The organism is Hymenobacter sp. APR13, assembly GCF_000737515.1.
In the GTDB taxonomy this organism is placed as follows: Bacteria; Bacteroidota; Bacteroidia; order Cytophagales; family Hymenobacteraceae; genus Hymenobacter.
On record NZ_CP006587.1, the window covers coordinates 1,707,080 to 1,727,995 of the forward strand.

Here is a 20,916-nt window from a genome sequence, read left to right on the forward strand (position 1 = left end):
ACTATGTATTGGACGCTGGAACTCGCTTCGTACCTTGAAGACGCTCCCTGGCCTGCCACCAAGGATGAACTGATTGACTATTCCATCCGCTCAGGTGCGCCAATGGAGGTAGTTGAAAACCTGCAGGCCCTGGAGGATGATGGCCAGCCTTACGAAAACATCGAGGAAGTTTGGCCGGACTATCCGACCAAAGAAGACTTCATGTTCAACGAAGACGAATACTAGCAGTAGTATTGAGGATGCAGTACTGAGTAGTTGGTATTGGCATAAGCCCGTTTTTCAGGCGGTACTGCCTAACTACTCATGTCTCAGTACTCAATACTTTCTGTCGAAAATCTGGTTGCGGGGTATGAACAGCGTGTTCTGCTCCGCAACCTTTTTTTGTGCGTGCCTGAGCCGGCCTTTGTCGCCATCGTCGGGCACAACGGCTGCGGCAAAACCACTTTGTTCCGGGCCCTTACCGGCCAGATTCCTTACCAGGGCACCATTGCGGTAGGCGGCCACGACCTGCGCATGCTCCGCCGCCCCGCCGCCGACGGCCACCTGGCCTACCTGCCCCAGCGCACCACCGTGGGTTTCCCGATTCGGGTGCGGGAGCTGGTGGTGATGGGCCGCTACCGCCACCACGGCCTGCTCAGCGCCTACTCCCCTGCCGATTATCAGCTGACCGAAGCCGCGCTGGCCCGCGTCGGCGGCGCCCACCTCGCCGAGCGCGACTTCACGCTACTTTCCGGCGGCGAACAGCAGCTGGTGTGGCTGGCGCAGCTCAGTTTGCAGGATGCGCCCCTTTACCTGCTCGACGAGCCCACCCAGCAGCTTGACGTCTACTACCGCCGCCGCGTGTTCGATTTGCTGACGAGCTGGGTACAGGAGCAGCAGCGCACCGTGCTCTGCATCACCCACGACCTCGACAACCTGCTGGCGCTGCCCGGCGGCTACCTGCTCAACCTATCGTCCCCAGCGCCTACCCTGCAGCCGCTCACGCCGGCTACCGTGCAGGCCGCCCGCGCGTTTCTGGAGAGCGAGGCATCGTTGGCGGTGAGGTAGCGCTTAGAAGCTATTTGAACAAGTATATTGGCAGGCAGCACGATGTAGAGACGCAATATTTTGCGTCTCGTCGTTGAACGGAAGGTCGTTTAACCAACTCCAGCAACGACGAGACGCAAAATATTGCGTCTCTACATTATTCGCCAAAGCCTCTTAGGCCTTGCGCTGCCCCGGCCGGCTGCGCAGCATGTGCCCGATGGAGCGCAGAAACGGCCACGGCGTCACGGAGTTCATCACCTGCAGATTGGCTAGGGCCGAGGTGCGCTCGTCCAGGAAGTCGAAGATGCGTTCCACGGAGTTGTGGCGGAATAGCTCGGTGAAGATGTCGCGGGTGGTTTCGCCGCGCCGCTGCATGATATCCAGCAGCAGCGCATCAAACATCCCAAACTGCCACCGGTCGCCGGTGAGGTTGCGTGGGGGCTGGCCGGTGGCCGCCAGCGCCGCCACCAGCCGCGCTGAGTGCTCCTGGATGCGCTTGAAGGCGTAGCCGGTGCTGGGCTTGGCCCGCCCGGCGCGCGTGCCCAGGTTGATGATGTTCGGCCCCGCCGCCGCAGGCATCGGATGGTCGGTCATCGGGATGGCGCCAATCTCCACGGCCTCAATCCGGAAATCCGTTACGCCCATCTGCTCCAGATAGGTGCGCATGGCGTGCTCGTACTCGGCCTGGGGCAGCACCTGCGCTGAGAACAGCGTGTACTCCACCAGCGCCCGCCGTTTGCTGAAGGGCAGCACGTAGATGAAGCGCGCCTCGTGGTGCTGCTCCCCCCGAAAATCCATGAACTCCACTGTCGCCGGATCGAACACGTCGTGCGGGGTTTCCACTTCCCAGCCCACAAAGTGCTGCAGCAGGTAGCGGTGCTTCTGCGGCTGCGGCGTTAGCTGCGGCGGGCGGCTGTCGAAGGCGTAGCGGGCGGTGTGGGTGCCGGCAGAGCCAGTGGCCTGCACGCCCTGGGGCGTGTTGGCCAGCGTGTCCACGGTGGCCTGCATTAGCGTGAATTGCTCCGGCCGGGCCAGCAGCGCCGCCCGCACGAACCGGTAGAAATCCAGCCCCCGAATCATCTTGTAGCGGTGGCGCTTCAACGGAAACACCTGCTCGAAACCGGGGCTGCGGAACGCCAGCTGCGTCCACTCGTGCGCCACAATGCCGTCGAACAGCATCGGCCCATCGGTCCAGAACGACCAGGTCCGGTCGTTCTGGTCTTTGGCTTCGGGCTCCAGCAGCAGCACCCGCTTGCCCGCCAGGCGCGGCTCCTGGCTGATGTGGTAGGCCAGGCTTAGGCCCGCCGCCCCGCCGCCCACAATCAGGTAGTCGAAGTCACGGGTTGACACGGATTCGTCGGATTTCACAGGGGCAGACACGGAAGAAGCAGGCTATGGGTGCGGGATGCGGGCACTAAAGAACAACGAAAAAGCCGCTTCGTTGGAAGCGGCTTCTCCTTACGTGCATCCGGCCTGGTCATAGGACTGCCCAAAACGAATCCGGGCAATCCGATAAATCCGTGATTTAGAAGTTCGGCGACAGCAGGTACTTGCTGTAGAAGTCGTCGATGATTTTCACGGCCGACTCGGCGTCGTCTACCAATTGCACCAGGTTCATGTCCTCGGGCGAGATGTTGTGCTCGTCTTCCAGCATCACCTGCTGAATCCAGTCGAACATGCCCTGCCAGTACTTGGTACCCACCAGCACGATGGGGAAACGGCCGATTTTCTTGGTCTGAATCAGGGTAATGGCCTCAAACAGCTCATCCAGCGTCCCAAAACCGCCCGGCATACCGATGAAGCCCTGGGCGTATTTCACAAACATCACCTTCCGCACAAAGAAGTAGTCGAAGTTGATGATTTTGTCGGGGTCGATGTAGATGTTGTTGAACTGCTCGAAAGGCAGCTCAATGTTCAGGCCCACCGAACGGCCGCCTTCCGAGTGGGCGCCCTTATTGCCGGCCTCCATGATGCCGGGGCCGCCACCCGTGATAACGCCGTAGCCGTGGCGCACCAGCTTGGCCGCAATTTCCTCGGCCATTTTGTAGTACGGGTTGTCGGCCTTAGTGCGGGCCGAACCGAAGATGGATACGCAGGGGCCGATTTTGGACATCTTCTCGAAGCCCTCCACGAACTCGGCCATCACCTTGAAGATCTGCCAGGAGTCGGCAATCTTGATTTCGTTCCAGTCCTTGTCGACGAAGGCGCGACGGATGCGCTGCTCGTCGTCTACCTGCACCGTCCGCTCGCCGTGGGTCTGCTCGCGAATATCACTGATTGTCTTAACCTTATTGTCGTTTACGTTGGGCTGCATGATAGTCTGCCCGCTCCCGGCGTTCAGCACTTCATCGGCCACTTTGGTGCGGCTGGTCTTCTTAAGCTTGGTCATAATCTGGTACGCTACTTACCATTGGCGGCCGGCAACGCGCCGGGGGCCAAAAAGGAGAAATGGGGGAATTTGAAAAAAAGAAAGCCGCCCCGCGAGAACGGGGCGACCAAAAGTACGGACGGGCAAGTTAACGATTTGTTAACACTAAATAGCTATATCATTACGAAATGGCGACAGGTCCGGGCGGCAGCAGCTTTCGCCCGGCGCGCTACTTGCTCCGGATGGCAATCACGGGGTCGAGGTTGGCGGCCAGCACGGCCGGAATGATGCCGGCCAGCATGCCAATCACCACCGACACGGTGAGGCCCAGCGTGATGTTCCAGGCCGAGAGCGTAAGTGGCATGGCATCCTGCGGCACCAGCGTAATCAGCCAGACCAAGAAGATGCCGGTGGCGCCGCCCAGCAAACACAGGAACACGGCCTCAAACAGGAACTGGAACAGAATGAAGTAGTTTTTGGCCCCCAGCGACTTCTGGATGCCGATGATGTTGGTGCGCTCCTTCACCGACACAAACATGATGTTGGCAATGCCGAAGCCGCCCACCACCATGGCAAAGCCCCCAATCACCCAACCGGCCAGCCCGATGACGGAAAAGAGCTTGCCCACCATGTTGGCAATCATTTCGGGGCGGTTGAGGGCGAAGTTGTCTTCTTCGCGGGGCTTGAGGGTGCGGATGTTGCGCAGCAGGCCCTTCATTTCGTACTCCAGGTCGAGCAGGCCGGTGTCTTCCTCGCGGCCCTTCACAGCAATGGTGGGCGTCACGCCCGTAAAGCCGTTGGTACTCAGCGCAAACATCTTGGTGAACGACCCGAACGGGATGATGCAGTTGGTGTCGTTGCTGGGCGTGTCGATGATCTTCTTGCCTTCCTTCTTCACCACCCCGATGATGGTGAACGACAGCCCTTTGGCCTTGAACTGCTTGCCCAGCGCTGAGCCGTTCGGAAACAGGTTGGTGGCAATATCGGCCCCCACGATGGCCACGTTGCGGGCGGCATCAATCTCCTGCTGCGTGAAGTAGCGGCCCTCCGCAATCGGCAGATCCGACACGGTGCGGTACTCAAACGAGACGCCCATCAGCGCGCAGCCTTCCATGCTGTTGGAGCCCATGCGCAGGGTGTTGCCGCCGGTGGCGGCGTATAGGGCCACGCCCCGCTGGTTGTCGGAGAGCATGCGCTGCAGCTCGCGGAACTCGCGCACGGTGGGTGCCGGCCGCTGGAAGTATCGCCACCACGGGTAGTCAGGCTGGTCGAAGGTCCAGGGCATCTTCATCACGTAAATCACCTTGTCGCCGACGAAGCTCATGCTCTGGCGCACGTTGGCTTCCAGCGAATCGACGACGGTGAGCACGGCAATGATGGCGAAAATGCCCACCGTGACGCCCAGCAGCGAAAGTATCGTGCGCAGGAGGTTCGCTTTGAGGGCTTGCCACGCGAAGCGGAAGCTTTCCAGAGTCAGGCGCAGGGCTTTCATAGACGAGAACGGGAGGTGGTAGTGTAAGCAAAGAACGTCATGCAGAGCCGGAGGCGAAGCATCTCGCCGGTGTGGTAACTGATTTTACTACACGGGCGAGATGCTTCGCCTCCGGCTCTGCATGACGTTCTTACGGGTCTGAATTACCTTTTCGCCCGAAAAGTACCGATTAATCCGGCAAATCTATGTACTTTCGCCGGCTCAAATTTTCGTTAGCTTCCCCAGCTATTGCCCTTCCTGACCCTATGAAGCTCACCGAATTCAAATTCGAACTACCCGAGGCCCTGCTTGCCCAGCACCCGGCCAAGAACCGTGACGAATCGCGCCTAATGGTGCTGCACCGCAGCACGGGCAAGATCGAGCACCGTGTGTTCAAGGATATCATTGAGTATTTCGGCGAAGGCGACGTATTCGTGGTCAACGACACCAAGGTGTTCCCGGCCCGGCTCTACGGCAACAAGGAGAAGACCGGCGCCAAGATTGAAGTATTCCTGCTGCGCGAGTTGAACAAGGAAATTCACCTCTGGGACGTGCTGGTAGACCCGGCCCGCAAAATCCGCGTCGGCAACAAGCTGTACTTCGATGAGGAAGGCGAAGTGGTAGCCGAAGTAATCGACAACACCACCTCCCGCGGCCGCACTATCAAGTTCCTGTTTGATGGTACCGACGAGGAGTTCTACAAGGCCCTGCACAACCTCGGCGAAACGCCGCTGCCCCGCGAGAGCATCACCCGCGAAGCCGAGCCCGCCGACAAGGAGCGTTACCAGACCATCTACGCCAAGAACACTGGCGCCGTGGCCGCGCCTTCGGCCGGCCTGCACTTCACCCGCGAGGTACTGAAGCGCCTGGAAATCAAAGGCGTAGAAGTAGCGCCCGTGACGCTGCACGTGGGCCTGGGCACCTTCCGCCCCGTAGACGTGGAAGACCTGACCAAGCACAAAATGGACTCCGAGAACTTCATCGTGCCCGGCTCGACGGCCGTGGTGGTGAACAAGGCGCTGGATGCCAAGAAGCGCGTGTGCGCCGTAGGCACCACCTCCATGCGCGCCATGGAGTCGTCGGTGTCGGCTAACCTGCGCCTGAAGGCCAACGAGGGCTGGACAGACCGGTTTATCTTCCCGCCGTACGATTTCAAAATCGCCAACTGCCTGCTCACCAACTTCCACACCCCGGAAAGCACGCTGATGATGATGGCCTCGGCCTTCGCCGGCCACGAGCTGCTGATTGAGGCGTACAAGCTGGCTATCAAAGAGAAATATAAGTTCTTCAGCTACGGCGACGCCATGCTGATTCTGTAGATTACTGCTGCAGACAGCAGCGCCCGGCCACTCGGTTGCTGCGCTACAAACAAACGCCCGACCGCTCAATGCGGCCGGGCGTTTACTTTTACAGCCAAACTGATTCATTCTTTCTTAGCCCGTGGCTTTCGCTTCCTCTTCCCCTCATCACCGTTTCGCCATTCTGGTAGCTGGCGGCAGCGGCTCGCGCATGGGCACCGAGCAGCCCAAGCAGTTTCTGCCGCTACTGGGCGAGCCGGTGCTGCTGCACACGTTGCGCCGCTTTGCCGATGCTGCGCTGGGTGTGCGCCGGCTGATTGTGGTGCTGCCCGCCGAGCAGGTGGCCACCTGGCAGGCGCTGTGCGCGGAGCACGCGCACGTGCCGCCGCACGAGCTGACCACCGGCGGCGCTACGCGCTGGGCGTCGGTGAAGCGCGGCCTGGCCCTACTGGACAACGAAGCCACCGGCACCGTAGCCGTGCACGACGGCGTGCGGCCCCTCACGCCCAACCGGGTGATAGAAGCCACTTTTGAGGCGGCCTACAACCACGGCGCGGCCGTGGCGGCCGTGGTGCCCAAGGACTCGGTGCGCAACCTGAGTCAGCAGGGCTCCTACGCCCTGAACCGGGCCCGCCTGCGCTTGGTGCAGACGCCGCAGTGCTTTGAGCTGGGGCTGCTGCGCCGCGCCTACCAGTTGCCCGAGCTGAGCACGTTCACCGACGACGCCAGCGTAGTGGAAGACCTGCACGCCATCCACATCGTGGAAGGCGACTACCGCAACCTCAAAATCACGACGCCGGAGGATATGCTGCTGGCCGAGGTGCTGCTCCGCACGCAGTAGGCATAGGACGCTTACTTCAGCCTACAACGAAATGGCCGCCCTGCAGATGCAGAGCGGTCATTTCGTTGTAGGCTGAAACCGGATTCTAGCGTCCGCCCAGGCGGATGGTGCGGGTGCGGCCGTTGCTGGTCACGGACGCAATATTGTCGCAGGCCTGGGTGCCGGTGGGGTCGTAGTTGAGGAGCAGGCTCTTGCCACGCGAATTCTCGATGTTGACGGTGCCGGCCGTGAAGAACCGGGCGCAGCCGGGCGTGAACACCTTGAGCAGCGGTTGCTGAATGGTGGCCGAGTACTGCACGCGGTTGCGGTTGGTGCCGCTGGCGCTGCCCGTCACCGAGTACTGGTCGTCGAGGATGGTGCGGGTGGCCTGGCCGGCGAGGCGGGTGTAGACGCGCTGCGAGGTCCAGGAGTGCGTGCCGTCGGCTTTGATGACGCTGGCGTTCTGCACGTCGAGCGAGTAGGAACCGTCGCCGAGGTTGCGGATGACGCGGGTGCCGGTGTGCTGGTTGTCGTTGCGGAAGTAGTCAACCAGCGTGATGGTGACGGTGGAGCCCTGCTGGCGGAACGGGCCAGTGAAGACGGCTACAATTTTGCCACGGTGCGCCACGCCGTTGGGGCTGATGCAGTTGGTGGTACCGAAGTCGAGGGTGAGGGTGCGGGTGGCGGGGTTCCAGGTGCGGGTGGCGCAGCCGGAGAGCACGCGGGCCAGGTCGGCAGGCTCGGCCACGGCGCCGTTTGGCAGGCTGGCATCGGCGGGGGCGGCGGCTTCTACTAGGTCATTGAGGCTGCCGGTTTCGTCTTCGGCGGCGCCGGAGTCTTCGGCCGACACCACGCTTTCGGGGGCGGATGGGTCGTTGTCTTTAGAGCAGGAAGCTGTGCCGAGCAGGAGGACGCTACCCATGAGGGCAGCCAGGCGGAAAGAGCGGAAGGAGGATTTCATGGGAACGAAGGGCTTGAAAAAATGACCTTGAAAGAAGCTGGCATGCGGCGAAATTCCCGGGGTTTCGTTGCTTGGAAGCACAACGCGCTATATAGTTTAACGGCATTGCGGAACTTTTTTTCACCGGCTTCATTCAGGGCAATTCCCAACCACGGACGCAGCCGGCCGTATAGCCAACCGGGCCGCTTTCAAGCCTGTCAAACTTCTGAGCATATGCGCCTTTCCTCTGTTCATTTTGCCGCAGTCCTCCTGGTCGCGCTAAGCGCCTGCAATACCGAAAGCCGCAAGGACCCGGTGGCGGAGGCCAAATTTCAGAATGAGAAGCGCATCGGCGACGCCAACGTGACCGAGAAGCAGGAGCGCGATGCCCTATTTCTGGTGACAGCCGCCAGCCGCTCGATGCTGGATATGGAAATCAGCCAGATTGCTCAACGCAAAGCGGCTTCTCCCGACGTGAAATACCTGGCGCAAATGATAGTAGGCCAGCACGGCACCATGCAGGCCGCCCTCAACCAGTTGGCCAATCAGAAAAGCATTGTGTTGCCTAAAGGACTAGGAGCCGACCAAGCCAAGACCGTAGGCGAACTAACGGCCCTCAACGGCGCGGCCTTTGACCGCAAATACGTGGAGGTGCTGGAAGACGTGCATAAAGCCAGCATCGATGATTTCGATGACATGAGCGAGGACGCCTACGACGGCGACATCCGGACATTTGCCACTACCTACCTGCCAACCCTCAAAACCCACCGCGACGCCGCCGAAAAGCTGTCCGACCAACTCCCTAAATAAATTCCCGTTCTCTTGTATCTCTAACCAATTCACCTGATTATGAAAACGCGCTTTTTTTCTTTTGCCCTTTTAGCCGCCGCTCTGTCCTTCAGCAGCTGTGGCGAAAAACGCACCGATGGTACTGCCGGCGAGGCCGTATCGAACATGGATGAGGCTGCTGCCAATGGCGGAGTTGAGGCCGATGCCACCGTTATTGACAACGAGGCCGGCCCGACCGTAATGGCTGATGCTGATTCGGCAATGGCCGCCGACTCGGCGTCAATGCCGAAGCCATAAATGCACTTGTAGGCCATTAGGCTACTGCAAAGGCCCGGTTCTGCGCTCCTGCAGACCGGGCCTTTGTTTTTCAACCAGCTGAGCAGTAGCAACCTTGCCTGAAAACGTGTCGTTTACCTTCTGCCTATACCTCCTGCAACTTTCCTAGATAGAATGTAGGCTCGTTCTTCTCCCACCCAAAACCCTTTCCCATGAAACGTATTCTTTTAAATATTGCTGCTGCTACCGTATTACTCTCAGCTGTAGCTTGTTCCAATGAGCGCCACGCCGATGAAATGGTGAATGGCGAATCGGTGGCAGGCGCCGACACGATGGGCGTGGCGTCGGAACCTTCCATGAAAAACGATTCGGCCGGTACCAACATGGCCGCTGGCGCTATGGCCGACCCAAATGGCCCCATGGCTCCGCACAAAGACGATCCGGAATTCATGATGTCGGCAGCCCACTCCGACCAAAATGAGATTCAACTCAGCAAGCTGGCGCTGGAAAAAGGAGCTACCGGTATGGCCAAAACGCACGCCGAGATGATGATAGCCGACCATACCAAATCGACGGCCGACCTGAAATCCATTGCAGCCAAGAAAAACGTGAAGCTGCCAACTGACATGGACGCTGAACATAAAACCATTGCAGCCAACATGCAGAAGCTGTCGGGCAAGGAGCTGGAAAAAGCCTTTATGGACCAGATGATAACCGACCATCAGAAAACGTTGAACACCATGGCAGCCCACCGTGCCATGACGCAGGATGCCGACTTGCAGGGCTTCATTGATAAAACGACGCCCGTAGTCACCAACCACCTGCAAATGTCGAAAGACCACGCTGGTATGATGTAGCGGAAGCTACGGCCACGGCCCATGTTGGGCAACAACTGATTGAAAGCTGCCACTCCACTAGAGCGGCAGCTTTTTTTGTGTATTTGCCAGACACTTCCACTACTTTAGGCACCCCTACTCTCTCCCTTCAAGCTATATGGACGGCAACGAAAAGGCCCAGCACAACCGCGACGCATTTCAGCTGGAACGCGTGATTCTGTTCACCGACGCGGTGTTTGCCATTGCCATTACGCTGCTGGCCATTGAAATAAAAGTGCCGGAGCTGCACCACCGCACCGAGCACGCCGCCGTGCAGGGCCTGCTCGAACTGACGGCCAAGTTCATCGGGTTCTTCCTGAGCTTTTTCATCATTGCGGTGTATTGGCTGGCTCACCACCGCATTTTCCGGTTTGTGCTGCACACCACGCCCAGGCTGCTGTGGCTGAACATCCTGTTCCTGCTCAGCATCGTGCTCATGCCCTTCACCACGGCTTTCCAGAGCGAGTACGGCATGCTGAGCACGCCGTGGGTACTATACGCGCTCAATATCATCTTCACGGGCCTGATGCAGACGATGCTGCAGCGTTACCTGCGCAACCCGGCCAGCCACCTGGTAGCCCCTCACGAGCAGCAGCACCCCGACCTCGACCCCGTGCGGCCGCTGTTGTCGCCGGCAGTGTTCCTGTTCTCGGCGCTAATAGCGTTGCTGCCGGCGGTACATCCGTCGCTGTTGCGGCTGCTGCCGCTGCTGCTGTTTCCGGTGTTTATGCTGTATCAGCGCCGCTACCGGCGGCTGATGCAGGCCTATGAGGCGGCACACTCGCCACGGCCACACCACACCTGAAAACGCCAAACGGCCGGCCCCCACGCAGGAGCCGGCCGTTTTTCTGGTAGGCAGTAGCGGCGCTACGCCTCGGCGTACTTGCTGAGCTTGAGCTCCTCGGCCAGGAAGCGGCCGGTGTGGCCTTTGCCGGCTTTGGCTACCTGCTCGGGCGTGCCCTGGGCCACAATGGTGCCGCCGGCCCCGCCACCTTCCGGCCCGATGTCGATGAGATGGTCGGCTACCTTGATCAGGTCGAGGTTGTGCTCGATGATGAGGACGGTATTGCCTTTGTCGGCGAGCTTGTGCAACACCACGGAGAGGTGGTTGATGTCCTCGAAGTGCAGGCCGGTGGTGGGCTCGTCGAGGATGTAGAACGTCTTGCCAGTGTCCTTTTTGCTGAGCTCGGTGGCCAGCTTGACGCGCTGGGCCTCGCCGCCCGAAAGCGTAGTGGCCTGCTGGCCCAAGGTAAGATAGCCTAGGCCTACTTCGTTCAGGGTCTGAATTTTGCGCAGAATACGGGGCTGAAACTCGAAGAACTCCACGGCCTTTTCCACGGTCATATCCAGCACGTCGGTGATGCTCTTGCCCTTGAAGCGGACTTCCAGCGTTTCGCGGTTGTAGCGGCGGCCTTTGCAGGTTTCACAGGGCACGTGCACGTCGGGCAGGAAGTTCATTTCGATGGTGCGCATGCCGGCCCCCTCGCAGGTTTCGCAGCGGCCGCCCTTCACGTTGAAGGAGAAGCGCCCCGGCCCGTACCCGCGGATTTTGGCCTCGGGCAGGTTGGCAAACAGCTGGCGGATTTCGGTGAACACGCCGGTGTAGGTAGCCGGGTTGGAGCGCGGCGTGCGCCCAATCGGCGACTGGTCCACCTCAATCACCTTATCAATGAACTCCAGACCCTCAATCTTATCATAGGCCAGCGGCTCGCGCTTGGCGTTGAAGAAGTGCTGGTTGAGGATGGGGTACAGCGTATCGTGAATGAGCGAGGACTTGCCCGAGCCCGACACGCCCGTGACGGCAATGAGCTTGCCCAGCGGGAACTTGGCCGTCACGTTCTTGAGGTTGTGGCCTTTGGCGCCGCGTAACACCAACTCGTTGCCTTCGCCGACCCGCTTTTTCTTGCGCAGCTCGATGTGCTTCTGCCCGCTGAGGTACTGCGAGGTGAGCGAGCCGCTGGTGAAGATTTCGGAAGGCGTGCCCTGGGCCACAATCTGGCCGCCGTGGATGCCCGCGCCGGGGCCGATGTCGAGCACGTGGTCGGCGTGCAGAATCATGTCCTTGTCGTGCTCCACCACAATCACCGAGTTGCCCAGGTCGCGCAGGTGCTGCAGGGCCTTGATGAGCCGCTCGTTGTCGCGCTGGTGCAGGCCGATGCTGGGCTCGTCCATGATGTAGAGCACACCCACCAACTGGGTACCAATCTGGGTGGCCAGACGGATGCGCTGGCTTTCGCCGCCCGAGAGCGTGCGCACCGAGCGGTGCAGGTTCAGGTAATCGAGGCCCACTTCCAGCAGGAAGCCGATGCGCTTGCGGATTTCCTTCAGCAGCTCGCGCGCAATCAGGTTCTGGCGCTCCGAGAGACGGTCTTCCAGCCCTTCAAACCAGGCGGCCAGCTCGCTCAGGTCCATCACCGAAAGCTGCCCGATGTGGTGGTCGGCAATCTTGAAGTGCAGGCTTTCCTTCTTGAGGCGGAATCCGTGGCACTCGGGGCACTCCTTGGCCTGGGTGTACTGCTGAATCCACTCCCGGATGTTGTCGGATTCCGACTCCATCTGGCGGCGCAGAAACGGGATGATGCCCTCGAAGGGCTCGGTGTAGTTGGCCTTTTTGGGGTCGGCGTCCTCGTCTTCGGGCACGCCGTAGAGCAGCCGCTCCACCAGCTCGGCGGGCAGCTTCTCGATGGGCGTACTGAGGCTGGCTTTGTTTTTCTTGAGAATCAGACCCAGCTGCTGGAAAATCCAGATGTCCCGGTATTCGCCCAAGGGCGCAATACCGCCGCGGCTGATGCTGAGCTTCTTGTCGGGCATCACCGTTTCCTCGGTGATTTCCTGCACCTCGCCCAGGCCGTTGCAGGTGGGGCAGGCGCCGTAGGGCGAGTTGAAGCTGAACGTGTTGGGTGCCGGGTCGTCGTAGGCAATGCCGGTGGCCGGGTCCATCAGGAAGCGGGAGAAGAACTGGGTGTTGTCCTTCTTCTTGTCGGCATCCAGCACCAGCATGGTGCCTTTGCCCTGCGTAAGAGCGTTCTGCACCGAGCCGCTGAGGCGGAACCGGTCTTCCTCTTTCACCACCAGCCGGTCGATGACGATTTCGATGTCGTGGATTTTGTAGCGGTCCACCTGCATTTTGGGCGTGAGGTCGAGCAGCTCGCCATCCACGCGCACCTTGGTGAAGCCCAGCTTGGCCACCTGCTGGAACAGCTCCCGGTAGTGGCCTTTGCGGCCCTTCACCACGGGCGCCAGCACCACCATTTTGCGGCCGTCGTACTCCTTCAGGATGTAGTTGATGATCTGGTCGTCGCTCTGCCGGATCATCTTCTGGCCCGTGGCGTAGCTGAACGCCTCGGCGGTGCGGGCGTAGAGCAGGCGCAGGAAGTCGTAAATCTCGGTGATGGTGCCCACCGTGGAGCGGGGGTTGCGCGAGGTGGTTTTCTGCTCGATGCTGATAACCGGCGACAAACCCTCAATCTTGTCCACGTCGGGCCGCTCCAGCCCGCCCATGAAGCTGCGGGCGTAGGCCGAAAATGTCTCCATGTAGCGGCGCTGACCCTCGGCGTAGATAGTATCAAACGCCAACGACGACTTACCCGAGCCCGAAATACCGGTAAACACCACCAGCCGCCCGCGCGGAATCTTCACGGACACATTCTTGAGGTTGTGCTCCCGGGCTCCGTACACCTCGATGTAAGGCGCTTCCAGGTCGGCGGGGCCTAGGAGCTGGCCCTGGATGCGGGCCTGGTTTTCCAGCACGGCCTCGCTCACCTGCTCCTGGCGCGGCACGGCCTGCACGGCGGCGGTGCTGTGCTCGGTGGCGTTGTCGGCCACGGCGGCGGCGGCCGACTTGGGCGCTTTGGTTGCTTTCGGGGCCTTGGCGGGCTTGGGAGCCGGCTGGGCTTCTGGCTCCACCGGGGCAGCCGCAGCGGACTTCGTTGCTTTGGCCGGACGGGGAGCTTTGGCTACCGCCGGTTTGGAGGCAGCGGGGGAAGAAACAGAAGCGGCGGTTGATTTTTTGGCCATGCAGCAGCGGAGCGGATAAGTCTGCAAAAGTACGGAAAACACGCCCGGCAGGCTACCCGCAATAGTTTATTTGCCAGCAGTTTTAGCGCTGCTGGTTGGGAAGGGGCCGTCCGGACGAAGTAGGGCAGACGGTGTGTAACACCGAGGGTAGAGGAAATGTCCCGCCGGAAGCTAAAGTTCTTGTCGGGGCGGCCAGCCGCCGGTTCGCACCGGACGGATTTGGCGTTGTTCTTGCGTAAGCATCGGTACACTCCTTTTTTGCACTGCTTTATGAAACGCTTCCTGAAATCAGGTCTGGTTCTGTTGGGACTGGGCCTGTTGCTGCACAGCCCGGCGGCCCGGGCGCAGGGTGGGTACGGCTATGGCCCCGGCATTCCGGCCTGGGCACCGGCCGTGGGGCCCGAGGTGCAGTACTACTACATCCCGGAAATCGACGGCTACTACGACCTCTACAGCCGCTCCTACCTGTTTTTCGACCCTTACTATAATTCGTGGGTGAGCGCGCCGGTGCTGCCCCAGCGCTACGCCAGCTACGACCCGCGCTTCTTCCATCCCGTCGTGATTCAGTACGTGGGCCGGCAGCCCTGGGGCTACCTGCGCGACCACCGCGCCTACTGCGACCGGTGGGGTGTGCGCCCTGGCCGCTACTACGGCAGCCGCTGGCCCGGCCGCGGCTACGTAGCCAACCCTTACGGTGGCTACCGCAACGGCTACAACGGCAACGGATATAATGGCAGCGGCTATTATAATGGTCGCTCGCAGTATCAGCAGCAGGGCCCCGCAGCCTACAGCCGCCGCGACAACGACAGCCGCAACGGCTACAACGACCGGGACAACCGTAACCAGCAGGATAATCGGGGTGGCTATGGACAGCAGGGCCCGCCCGCCCAGCCGGCTCCCAGCAACGGCCGGGGCAGCCGCGGCCGGGTATTCTAGCTTTCCAACCTGCCGCTCATTGTCTCCGTTAAGGGCATACCCTCAACTGTTCGCCTTTCCTCACCACTTCCTTCCTACCTATGAACTTCCTTCCTAAACTTGCGCTATCGGGCCTGCTGGCGCTTTCGCTACAAGGTGTTGCGCATAGCACGCAGGCCCAGGTGAATATCAACATCAACCCGCCGTCCTGGGGCCCGGCCGCGCCGGCCGGCACGCAGTATTACTACGTGCCTGAGTACGGCGGCTACTACGACCTGCGCGACCAGCAATACGTGGTGCAACGCGAAGGCCGCTGGACCCGCGTCCGCAGCCTCAATGGGTACAACCCTAGCAGCTTCCACCCGGTAGTCATCAACTACGTAGGAAGTCAGCCCTGGACGCTCATTGGCCGCCATCGCCAGCAGTATCCGGCCAGCCTACCGCCTGGCCAGGTGAAACGCCTTGAAAACGGTAAAGGCCTGCCTCCGGGCCAGGCCAAGAAGCTCGGCTACGGCCACCCCGGCAACGGGAATGGCAAAGGCCACGGCAAGGGCAAGCACTAGCGGCCCTGTTTCCGCAACTAACGGCAAAAACGCCGGCCTCATAAGGGCCGGCGTTTTTTTGGATTATGGCATCCGGTAAAACTGTATTTTCGGCCGCTCTTTTCCCTGTTCACGCCGCCCTGTATGGTTTTTAGCAGTACGCTCTTCCTGTTTTACTTTCTGCCGGGCTTCCTGCTGCTCTATTTCCTGGCCCCGCACCGGCTCAAGAATGCCGTGGCCCTGCTCGCCAGCCTCGGCTTCTACGCCTGGGGCGGGCTGCCCTTCCTGGCCCTGTTCCTGGCTTCGGTGGTCGTCAATTTCGTGCTCATCCGCTTCATGGACCGCGCTACCGTGCCCTGGCACAAGCGCCTCTACCTCACGCTCAGCATCGTGCTCAACGTGGCCATGCTGTTCTATTTCAAGTACGCCAACTTCTTCCTCGAAAACGCCAGCGCCGTCAACACGGCCCTCGGCGGGGCGGCCCTCACCTGGCAGAAGGTCGTGCTGCCCATCGGCATCTCCTTCTTCACCTTCGAGAAGCTCACCTACACCATCGACGTCTACCGCGGCGTCAACCGCCCGCTGCGCTCGTTCTGGGATTTCCTGCTCTACATCATGCTCTTTCCCAAGATGATTGCCGGCCCCATCGTGCGCTTCCACGAAATTGCCGGCCAGCTCACCGACCGCCGCGCCTTCGACACGGTCGACCACAAGCTGGCCGGTTTGTTCCGCTTCGGCATCGGCCTGGCCAAGAAAGTGCTCATTGCCAACGTGCTCGGCGCTGAGGCTGACCGCCTCTTCGCCCTGCCCCCGGCCGAGCTTTCGGCCCCGCTGGCCTGGCTCGGGGCCGTGGCCTACACGTTCCAGATCTACTTCGACTTCTCCGGCTACTCCGACATGGCCATCGGCCTGGGCCGGATCATGGGCTTCCAGTTTCCCGAGAACTTCAACAATTCGTACGTGTCGCGCTCCATCACCGAGTTCTGGCAGCGCTGGCACATCACGCTGGGCCGCTGGATGCGCGACTACCTCTACATTCCGCTCGGCGGCAACCGGGTGAGCCCGAGCCGGCTGTATGTGAACCTGTGGACCGTATTCATCCTCTCGGGCTTCTGGCACGGGGCGGCGTGGAACTTCATCGTGTGGGGCGCCTTCCACGGGCTGTTTCTGGTGCTGGACCGGCTGTTTCTGCTGCGCGTGTACCAGCGCATCGGCGCCTTGAGCATCGTGCCGACTTTCCTGGTGACGGTGGTGGGCTGGGTGATGTTCCGGGCCGAGAGTTTGGGGGCGGCGCTGGCCTACCTGCAGCGCATGTTCGGGGGCGGGCTCTCGCCGCTGCCCTACTTCACCACCGAGTTCTGGGCCGTGCTGGCGCTGGCGGCGGGCTGCTCGTTTGTGGCGGCACTGCCGCGGGTGGAGCGCTGGCAGGTGGGCCTGCTGGCGGGCGAGCGGCTGGCGCTGCCGCGGGCCGTGGGCCTGAGCGTGGCCACGGCCGTGCTGCTGGTGCTGAGCGCGGGGGCCCTGCTGGGCAGCTCGTTCAATCCGTTCATTTATTTCCGCTTCTAGGCTGTGGCTGCTTCTTTCTCTGCTTCTTCTGCTACTCAAGCCACTGCACCGCCGTCCGCGCCCCGGTCGGGGCCCAAGCGCCTGCTGTTCGGCCTGTTGCTGCTCCTGCTGCTCGCCCCGGCCCTGCAGGCTAAATTTCACTGGGTGAAGGTGGCCCCGCTTGATGGCTTCTTTGATGAGAACAAGCATCCCGATTTTGCGTGGGAGGACTTGCGAAACGGCACCTACCAGCCGCGGCTGGAAGCGTACCTAGAGGAAAACCTGGGCTTTCGGAGCTGGTTTCTGCGCCTGCATAATCAGCTGGTATACTCGCTGTTCAACCAGACCACCATTTCCACAGTAGTGGCCGGCAAAGACGACGTGCTGTTTCAGCCGCTCAGCATCGATGTATACCAGGGGCTGGGGTACGCGCCGGCAGAGATGGACAACCGGGTGCGCTGGCTCCGGACGGTGCAGGACTCGCTGCGGGCGCACGGCACGCAGTTTCTGCTGGTGATGGCGCCCGGCAAGGCCCGCATTCTGCCCCATCTGCTACCTGAGCACTATGCCAAGCGGCCGGTGAAGCCTAGCAACTACGATGCGGTGCTGCAGGCCACCCGCAAGTACGGCGTAAATGTGCTCGATGCCGCCGCCCTAATGCTGCGCTGGCAGGATACCACCAAGTACCCGTTGTTTCCACGCGGCGGCACCCACTGGAGCGGCTACGCCACGGCCCTGATGGCCGATACCATGTTCCGGCAGGTAGAGCGCCTGACGCAACTGGACTTGCCGGATTTCGCCTCCCGCGGCCGCACCATCGTCACCAGCCCCGACTCTATCCGGTTCACCGACGATGATATTCAGAAGATCCTGAACCGCATGTGGGAAGTGGCGCCGTACCCGATGGCGTATCCGAACGTACAGTTTGCCGCCGACTCGGCCACCAAAAAGAAAGCCAACGCCCTGATCATCGGCGACAGTTTCGCACAGAGCTTCTACAACTTCTACCCCTACTACCAGCGCCTGTTTACGCCGGAGGCCCGCTACTGGGCCGGCAACGAGTATGTGTTCTGGCCGGAAAAAGCCCCCGGCTCCCACACCGTGAAGGATCTGGACCTGAAACAGGAACTGCAGGGGCGCGACATCGTCATCATTATCTGCACCGAGCAGAACCTGGGACAGCTGGGCTTCGGCTTTATCAACAGCGCCTACCGCATGTATCGGCCACGCACGGCGGCCGATGAAGCCGCCATCAATCAGCTGGCTCAGGAATTGGAGAAGAAGGCATCGTGGGAAGAAATTTCCAACGACCCTAACTTCGCCCGCACCGTCCATTATAAGGCTGAGGCCATCTACGACGAGACGCACTAGGCGGTAGCCACCCGGCTGAAGACCCGCCATGGCCTGCGCCGCGAGTTGCTGTTGCAGCCCAGCCATGGAAACGCCGCTTTGGCGTTTCCATGGCTGGGCTGCCTGTTTTATGCAACTATTCCTTCTGTGCCGCCGCCAGCAACTTGGGCCAGTTCTGCTTGCGGCGTGCGGTGGTGGGCGTGGGCATCTGGCCCGCGGCCATCAAGGCTTCGATGCAGATCATGTCGTCGTCGCGGTTCATGGCGGCGGCGGCTACTATGCGGTTCTGGTGGGCGTAGAGGGCCAGGAAGTTGTGGCGGCGCACGTCGCCGTGGAAGATGATTTCGTCCCATGCTTCGGCGTGGCCCACGTAGCGCAGGCTCTTGCCGAACTGCTGGGTCCAGAAGAACGGCACCGCGGCGAAGGGTTTGGCTTGGCCCAGCATGTTGCGGGCAGCGGCGGCGCCCTGCTGCTGCGCCACGCGCCAGTGCTCTACGCGGTGCTGCCCCAAGCCAGCGGCCAGCGGGAAGCGCGCAATGTCGCCGGCGGCGTACACGTGCTCGGCGGCTAGTAGCTGGGCATCCACGCGCAGGCCACCGTCTTTTTCCAGCTCGAAGGTGTGGGCCAGAAACTCGGTGGCAGGCCGCACGCCCACGCCCAGCACCACCACATCGGCGGGCAGAAGCTGGCCTGCTTTAAGCTGCACGCCCACCACGCGGCCCTGCTCGCCTACCAGCTCAGCCACCGCGGCTTCGGGCTTGAAGCGCACCCCGTGCCGCCGATGCAGATTGCGGAACATGGCTCCGATTTTCGGGCCCAGCACCCGCTCAAAAGGCTCCTTTTCCTGCGCTACCACCGTCACATGCCGGCCTTCGGCGGCCAGGCTGGCGGCGGCTTCCATCCCGATAAACCCAGCACCGATGATAACGATGCGCGCGTCCGGACCGGCGGCTTTCCGGATGGCGTCGGCATCGGTGGGGGTGCGCAGGGGCAGCACGTTGGCGAGGTCGTGGCCGGGCAGGGCAGGCAGCAGGCTGGGGGTGCCGCCGGGAGCCAGCAGCAGCTTGTCGTAGTGCAGGGGGCCACGGCCGCTCAGCTTCAACTCGCGGGTGCGCAGGTGCAGGCCGGTGGCCCGGGTGTCGGTCAGCACTTCGATATCGTGCTGCTCGTAGAAATCGGGCTGGCGCAACGGCAGGGCCTTTTTATCGGCTTTGCCAGCCAGGTAGGGTTTGCTGAGCTTGGTGCGGTCGTAGGGCAGGGCGGCCTCGGCCGTCACCAGCATAATGCGCCCGCCGAAGCCTTCCTGCCGGAGCGTCTGGGCCGCAAACTGGCCGGCTGCGCCGCCGCCCACTACCACAAACGTGCGGTCGTCGGGCGCGGCGGCGCTGGGGGCCTGGGGCTGGCCGCCCACCAGGGCCGTAGGCGTGGCATCGGGGCTGGCGGCGGAGGCGGGCGGATTGCGGGGCACCTGCACCCACACCCGGCCTTCGTGCACGCGCACCGGGAAGGCGGGCAGGGCATCCAGCGCCGGCGGCTCGCAGAGGGCGCCATCCGCCACGCGGAAGCAGGCGTGGTGCCAGGGACATACCAGCTGCTCGCCCACCAGGCGGCCCTTTTCCAGCGGCGCGCCGTAGTGCGGGCAATGCGCGGCCAGCGCGTGGTAGCGGCCGGCGCGGCGAATCAGCAGCACGTCGGTGCCGTGGGCGGAGTAGGTGCGCATTTCGCCGTCCTGCAGGGCGTCGGCGGGGGCGAGGTTGGTCTCGGTGGGCATAGCGGTGGCAGAACTGGGGACGTGGGTTGCTTAGCCAACGCGGAACAGCGCAACCGGGTTGAGTGGCCGTTGCGTATGCAGACTTCCCACCATCCTCACCACTGCCATGCCCGCCGCCTACAAACCCATCAGCTGCAGCTTCTACGACGAGCTGGAAGCCCGCGCCACCACCGGCCAGCCCTGCACCCTCACTTACCGCACCGAGCCCGACACGCCCCCCAGCACCTACCACGGCACCATCCAGGACCTCTACATCCAGGACAAAGTGGAATACCTGCGCCTCGCCGACGGCTTCGAACTGCGCCTAGACAACCTGCTGGCCGTGGACGATAAGGAGCTGCGGAATTACTGTTAGATTACCAAATGCTTAAAAAACTCTTCTGCATTGCCATTGCCCTAACACCCTGCGTTGGCTATGCATGTTCTTGTAAAAAAAGCAGTGTTAGTCACGCCTTTAAGGACGCTGATTTAATTTTCAACGGAAAGTTAATTGATAAAAAAACGTACACATATCCGGATACAATAGCCCAACGCGAGGGAGTATATATTACAAAACCTCGTCAGCTTGTAAGGTCATTATTTAGAATAACTAATCTTTACAAAGGAGCTTTAAAACAAGATACTATCACCATTACAACATCAGGTTTAGAGTACGACTGTGGATATAGTTTTCACGCAAGCTCCTCCTACCTGATATATGCCCACAGTACAGAATACCTGCCCAATAACACAAAAGTGCGTCCCTACCTTTCTGCCAGCGTGTGCTCCAGAACAAAACCTGACAGCTTTTTTTCTTTTTATGAGAAGCTGCTACTGAGAATATTTTAAATACACAACGGCCGCCCCACTTGCGTGAGGCGGCCGTTGCCGTCATAATCGTCCACAAAATCCGTGTAATCCGAAAAATCCGGCT

20 protein-coding genes are annotated in these 20,916 nt (G+C 61.2%); 14 read left to right on the forward strand and 6 right to left on the reverse strand.

From position 1 onward, the window contains the following. Positions 1-3: 3 nt before the first annotated feature. Positions 4-225: a DUF2795 domain-containing protein gene (locus N008_RS07090; protein ID WP_019948259.1), complete on the forward strand. Its 222-nt coding sequence runs from the start codon at positions 4-6 to the stop codon at positions 223-225. Between the two features lie 78 nt (positions 226-303). Then, the gene (locus tag N008_RS07095; RefSeq protein ID WP_044014832.1) at positions 304-1,047 is read left to right on the forward strand and encodes an ABC transporter ATP-binding protein; all 744 of its coding nucleotides are present in this window, start codon (positions 304-306) and stop codon (positions 1,045-1,047) included. A 153-nt stretch (positions 1,048-1,200) separates the two neighbouring features. On the opposite strand, the gene N008_RS07100 is transcribed toward N008_RS07095, so the two are convergent. The 3 genes from N008_RS07100 to N008_RS07110 form a co-directional block, all read right to left on the reverse strand. Next, entirely contained in the window at positions 1,201-2,394 is a 1,194-nt protein-coding gene (locus tag N008_RS07100; RefSeq protein ID WP_052381294.1) for a lycopene cyclase family protein, read from the reverse strand. A 157-nt stretch (positions 2,395-2,551) separates the two neighbouring features. Next, positions 2,552-3,415, reverse strand: coding sequence for a TIGR00730 family Rossman fold protein (locus N008_RS07105; protein ID WP_156109080.1), 864 nt, complete (start codon positions 3,413-3,415; stop codon positions 2,552-2,554). 208 nt (positions 3,416-3,623) lie between these two features. Beyond that, positions 3,624-4,886 (reverse strand): ABC transporter permease, encoded by a 1,263-nt coding sequence (locus N008_RS07110; RefSeq protein WP_044014834.1) that lies wholly within the window; start codon positions 4,884-4,886, stop codon positions 3,624-3,626. A gap of 245 nt (positions 4,887-5,131) precedes the next feature. Here N008_RS07110 and queA point away from each other — a divergent pair, with 245 nt between their 5' ends. Then, positions 5,132-6,184, forward strand: a complete 1,053-nt coding sequence (queA, locus tag N008_RS07115; RefSeq protein WP_044014836.1) for a tRNA preQ1(34) S-adenosylmethionine ribosyltransferase-isomerase QueA — start codon at positions 5,132-5,134, stop codon at positions 6,182-6,184. A gap of 121 nt (positions 6,185-6,305) precedes the next feature. Continuing rightward, positions 6,306-7,004, forward strand: coding sequence for a 2-C-methyl-D-erythritol 4-phosphate cytidylyltransferase (locus tag N008_RS07120; protein ID WP_044014837.1), 699 nt, complete (start codon positions 6,306-6,308; stop codon positions 7,002-7,004). An 85-nt stretch (positions 7,005-7,089) separates the two neighbouring features. On the opposite strand, the gene N008_RS07125 is transcribed toward N008_RS07120, so the two are convergent. After that, positions 7,090-7,944 (reverse strand): hypothetical protein, encoded by an 855-nt coding sequence (locus N008_RS07125; RefSeq protein ID WP_044014839.1) that lies wholly within the window; start codon positions 7,942-7,944, stop codon positions 7,090-7,092. Between the two features lie 213 nt (positions 7,945-8,157). Between N008_RS07125 and N008_RS07130 the strand changes: the two genes are divergently transcribed. The 4 genes from N008_RS07130 (at position 8,158) to N008_RS21425 (ending at position 10,668) form a co-directional block, all read left to right on the forward strand. Next, the gene (locus N008_RS07130) at positions 8,158-8,733 is read left to right on the forward strand and encodes a DUF4142 domain-containing protein (RefSeq protein WP_044014841.1); all 576 of its coding nucleotides are present in this window, start codon (positions 8,158-8,160) and stop codon (positions 8,731-8,733) included. A 39-nt stretch (positions 8,734-8,772) separates the two neighbouring features. Further along, positions 8,773-9,009: a hypothetical protein gene (locus tag N008_RS07135; RefSeq protein WP_044014843.1), complete on the forward strand. Its 237-nt coding sequence runs from the start codon at positions 8,773-8,775 to the stop codon at positions 9,007-9,009. 191 nt (positions 9,010-9,200) lie between these two features. Then, positions 9,201-9,845: a DUF4142 domain-containing protein gene (locus N008_RS07140; RefSeq protein WP_081910660.1), complete on the forward strand. Its 645-nt coding sequence runs from the start codon at positions 9,201-9,203 to the stop codon at positions 9,843-9,845. A 136-nt stretch (positions 9,846-9,981) separates the two neighbouring features. Further along, positions 9,982-10,668, forward strand: a complete 687-nt coding sequence (locus N008_RS21425; protein ID WP_052381296.1) for a TMEM175 family protein — start codon at positions 9,982-9,984, stop codon at positions 10,666-10,668. Positions 10,669-10,730: 62 nt separating this feature from the next. Here N008_RS21425 and uvrA read toward each other — a convergent pair whose 3' ends face one another. Continuing rightward, positions 10,731-13,880 (reverse strand): excinuclease ABC subunit UvrA, encoded by a 3,150-nt coding sequence (gene uvrA / locus N008_RS07150; RefSeq protein ID WP_156109082.1) that lies wholly within the window; start codon positions 13,878-13,880, stop codon positions 10,731-10,733. A 270-nt stretch (positions 13,881-14,150) separates the two neighbouring features. Between uvrA and N008_RS07155 the strand changes: the two genes are divergently transcribed. From N008_RS07155 to N008_RS07170, 4 genes are all read left to right on the forward strand, one after another. Continuing rightward, positions 14,151-14,816 carry a hypothetical protein gene (locus N008_RS07155; protein ID WP_044014845.1) on the forward strand — a complete coding sequence of 222 codons (666 nt, stop codon included), beginning with the start codon at positions 14,151-14,153 and terminating at the stop codon, positions 14,814-14,816. 80 nt (positions 14,817-14,896) lie between these two features. After that, complete coding sequence (locus tag N008_RS07160; RefSeq protein ID WP_052381297.1) at positions 14,897-15,358, forward strand: hypothetical protein; 462 nt, start codon at positions 14,897-14,899, stop codon at positions 15,356-15,358. A gap of 123 nt (positions 15,359-15,481) precedes the next feature. Beyond that, positions 15,482-16,903, forward strand: coding sequence for an MBOAT family O-acyltransferase (locus N008_RS07165; RefSeq protein ID WP_044014847.1), 1,422 nt, complete (start codon positions 15,482-15,484; stop codon positions 16,901-16,903). Positions 16,904-16,906: 3 nt separating this feature from the next. Then, positions 16,907-18,253, forward strand: a complete 1,347-nt coding sequence (locus N008_RS07170) for an alginate O-acetyltransferase AlgX-related protein (RefSeq protein WP_081910661.1) — start codon at positions 16,907-16,909, stop codon at positions 18,251-18,253. Positions 18,254-18,368: 115 nt separating this feature from the next. Here the strand turns inward: N008_RS07170 and N008_RS07175 are convergent, their stop codons facing one another. After that, positions 18,369-20,003: an FAD-dependent oxidoreductase gene (locus N008_RS07175; RefSeq protein WP_044014851.1), complete on the reverse strand. Its 1,635-nt coding sequence runs from the start codon at positions 20,001-20,003 to the stop codon at positions 18,369-18,371. Positions 20,004-20,109: 106 nt separating this feature from the next. On the opposite strand from N008_RS07175, the gene N008_RS07180 reads away from it, so the two are divergent. Further along, positions 20,110-20,358, forward strand: coding sequence for a hypothetical protein (locus N008_RS07180; protein WP_044014853.1), 249 nt, complete (start codon positions 20,110-20,112; stop codon positions 20,356-20,358). Positions 20,359-20,366: 8 nt separating this feature from the next. Next, positions 20,367-20,831, forward strand: a complete 465-nt coding sequence (locus N008_RS23045) for a hypothetical protein (protein WP_071884499.1) — start codon at positions 20,367-20,369, stop codon at positions 20,829-20,831. The last annotated feature ends 85 nt before the right edge of the window (positions 20,832-20,916 follow it).

What these genes read in the sequence shown, in the direction of transcription:
- N008_RS07090 (WP_019948259.1), top strand. Translation starts at nt 4, where the DNA reads ATGTATTGGACGCTGGAACTCGCTTCGTACCTTGAAGACGCTCCCTGG.
- N008_RS07095 (WP_044014832.1), top strand. Translation starts at nt 304, where the DNA reads ATGTCTCAGTACTCAATACTTTCTGTCGAAAATCTGGTTGCGGGGTAT.
- N008_RS07105 (WP_156109080.1), bottom strand. Translation starts at nt 3,415, where the DNA reads ATGACCAAGCTTAAGAAGACCAGCCGCACCAAAGTGGCCGATGAAGTG.
- N008_RS07110 (WP_044014834.1), bottom strand. Translation starts at nt 4,886, where the DNA reads ATGAAAGCCCTGCGCCTGACTCTGGAAAGCTTCCGCTTCGCGTGGCAA.
- queA (WP_044014836.1), top strand. Translation starts at nt 5,132, where the DNA reads ATGAAGCTCACCGAATTCAAATTCGAACTACCCGAGGCCCTGCTTGCC.
- N008_RS07125 (WP_044014839.1), bottom strand. Translation starts at nt 7,944, where the DNA reads ATGAAATCCTCCTTCCGCTCTTTCCGCCTGGCTGCCCTCATGGGTAGC.
- N008_RS07130 (WP_044014841.1), top strand. Translation starts at nt 8,158, where the DNA reads ATGCGCCTTTCCTCTGTTCATTTTGCCGCAGTCCTCCTGGTCGCGCTA.
- N008_RS07135 (WP_044014843.1), top strand. Translation starts at nt 8,773, where the DNA reads ATGAAAACGCGCTTTTTTTCTTTTGCCCTTTTAGCCGCCGCTCTGTCC.
- N008_RS07140 (WP_081910660.1), top strand. Translation starts at nt 9,201, where the DNA reads ATGAAACGTATTCTTTTAAATATTGCTGCTGCTACCGTATTACTCTCA.
- N008_RS21425 (WP_052381296.1), top strand. Translation starts at nt 9,982, where the DNA reads ATGGACGGCAACGAAAAGGCCCAGCACAACCGCGACGCATTTCAGCTG.
- uvrA (WP_156109082.1), bottom strand. Translation starts at nt 13,880, where the DNA reads ATGGCCAAAAAATCAACCGCCGCTTCTGTTTCTTCCCCCGCTGCCTCC.
- N008_RS07155 (WP_044014845.1), top strand. Translation starts at nt 14,151, where the DNA reads ATGAAACGCTTCCTGAAATCAGGTCTGGTTCTGTTGGGACTGGGCCTG.
- N008_RS07160 (WP_052381297.1), top strand. Translation starts at nt 14,897, where the DNA reads ATGAACTTCCTTCCTAAACTTGCGCTATCGGGCCTGCTGGCGCTTTCG.
- N008_RS07165 (WP_044014847.1), top strand. Translation starts at nt 15,482, where the DNA reads ATGGTTTTTAGCAGTACGCTCTTCCTGTTTTACTTTCTGCCGGGCTTC.
- N008_RS07175 (WP_044014851.1), bottom strand. Translation starts at nt 20,003, where the DNA reads ATGCCCACCGAGACCAACCTCGCCCCCGCCGACGCCCTGCAGGACGGC.
- N008_RS07180 (WP_044014853.1), top strand. Translation starts at nt 20,110, where the DNA reads ATGCCCGCCGCCTACAAACCCATCAGCTGCAGCTTCTACGACGAGCTG.
- N008_RS23045 (WP_071884499.1), top strand. Translation starts at nt 20,367, where the DNA reads ATGCTTAAAAAACTCTTCTGCATTGCCATTGCCCTAACACCCTGCGTT.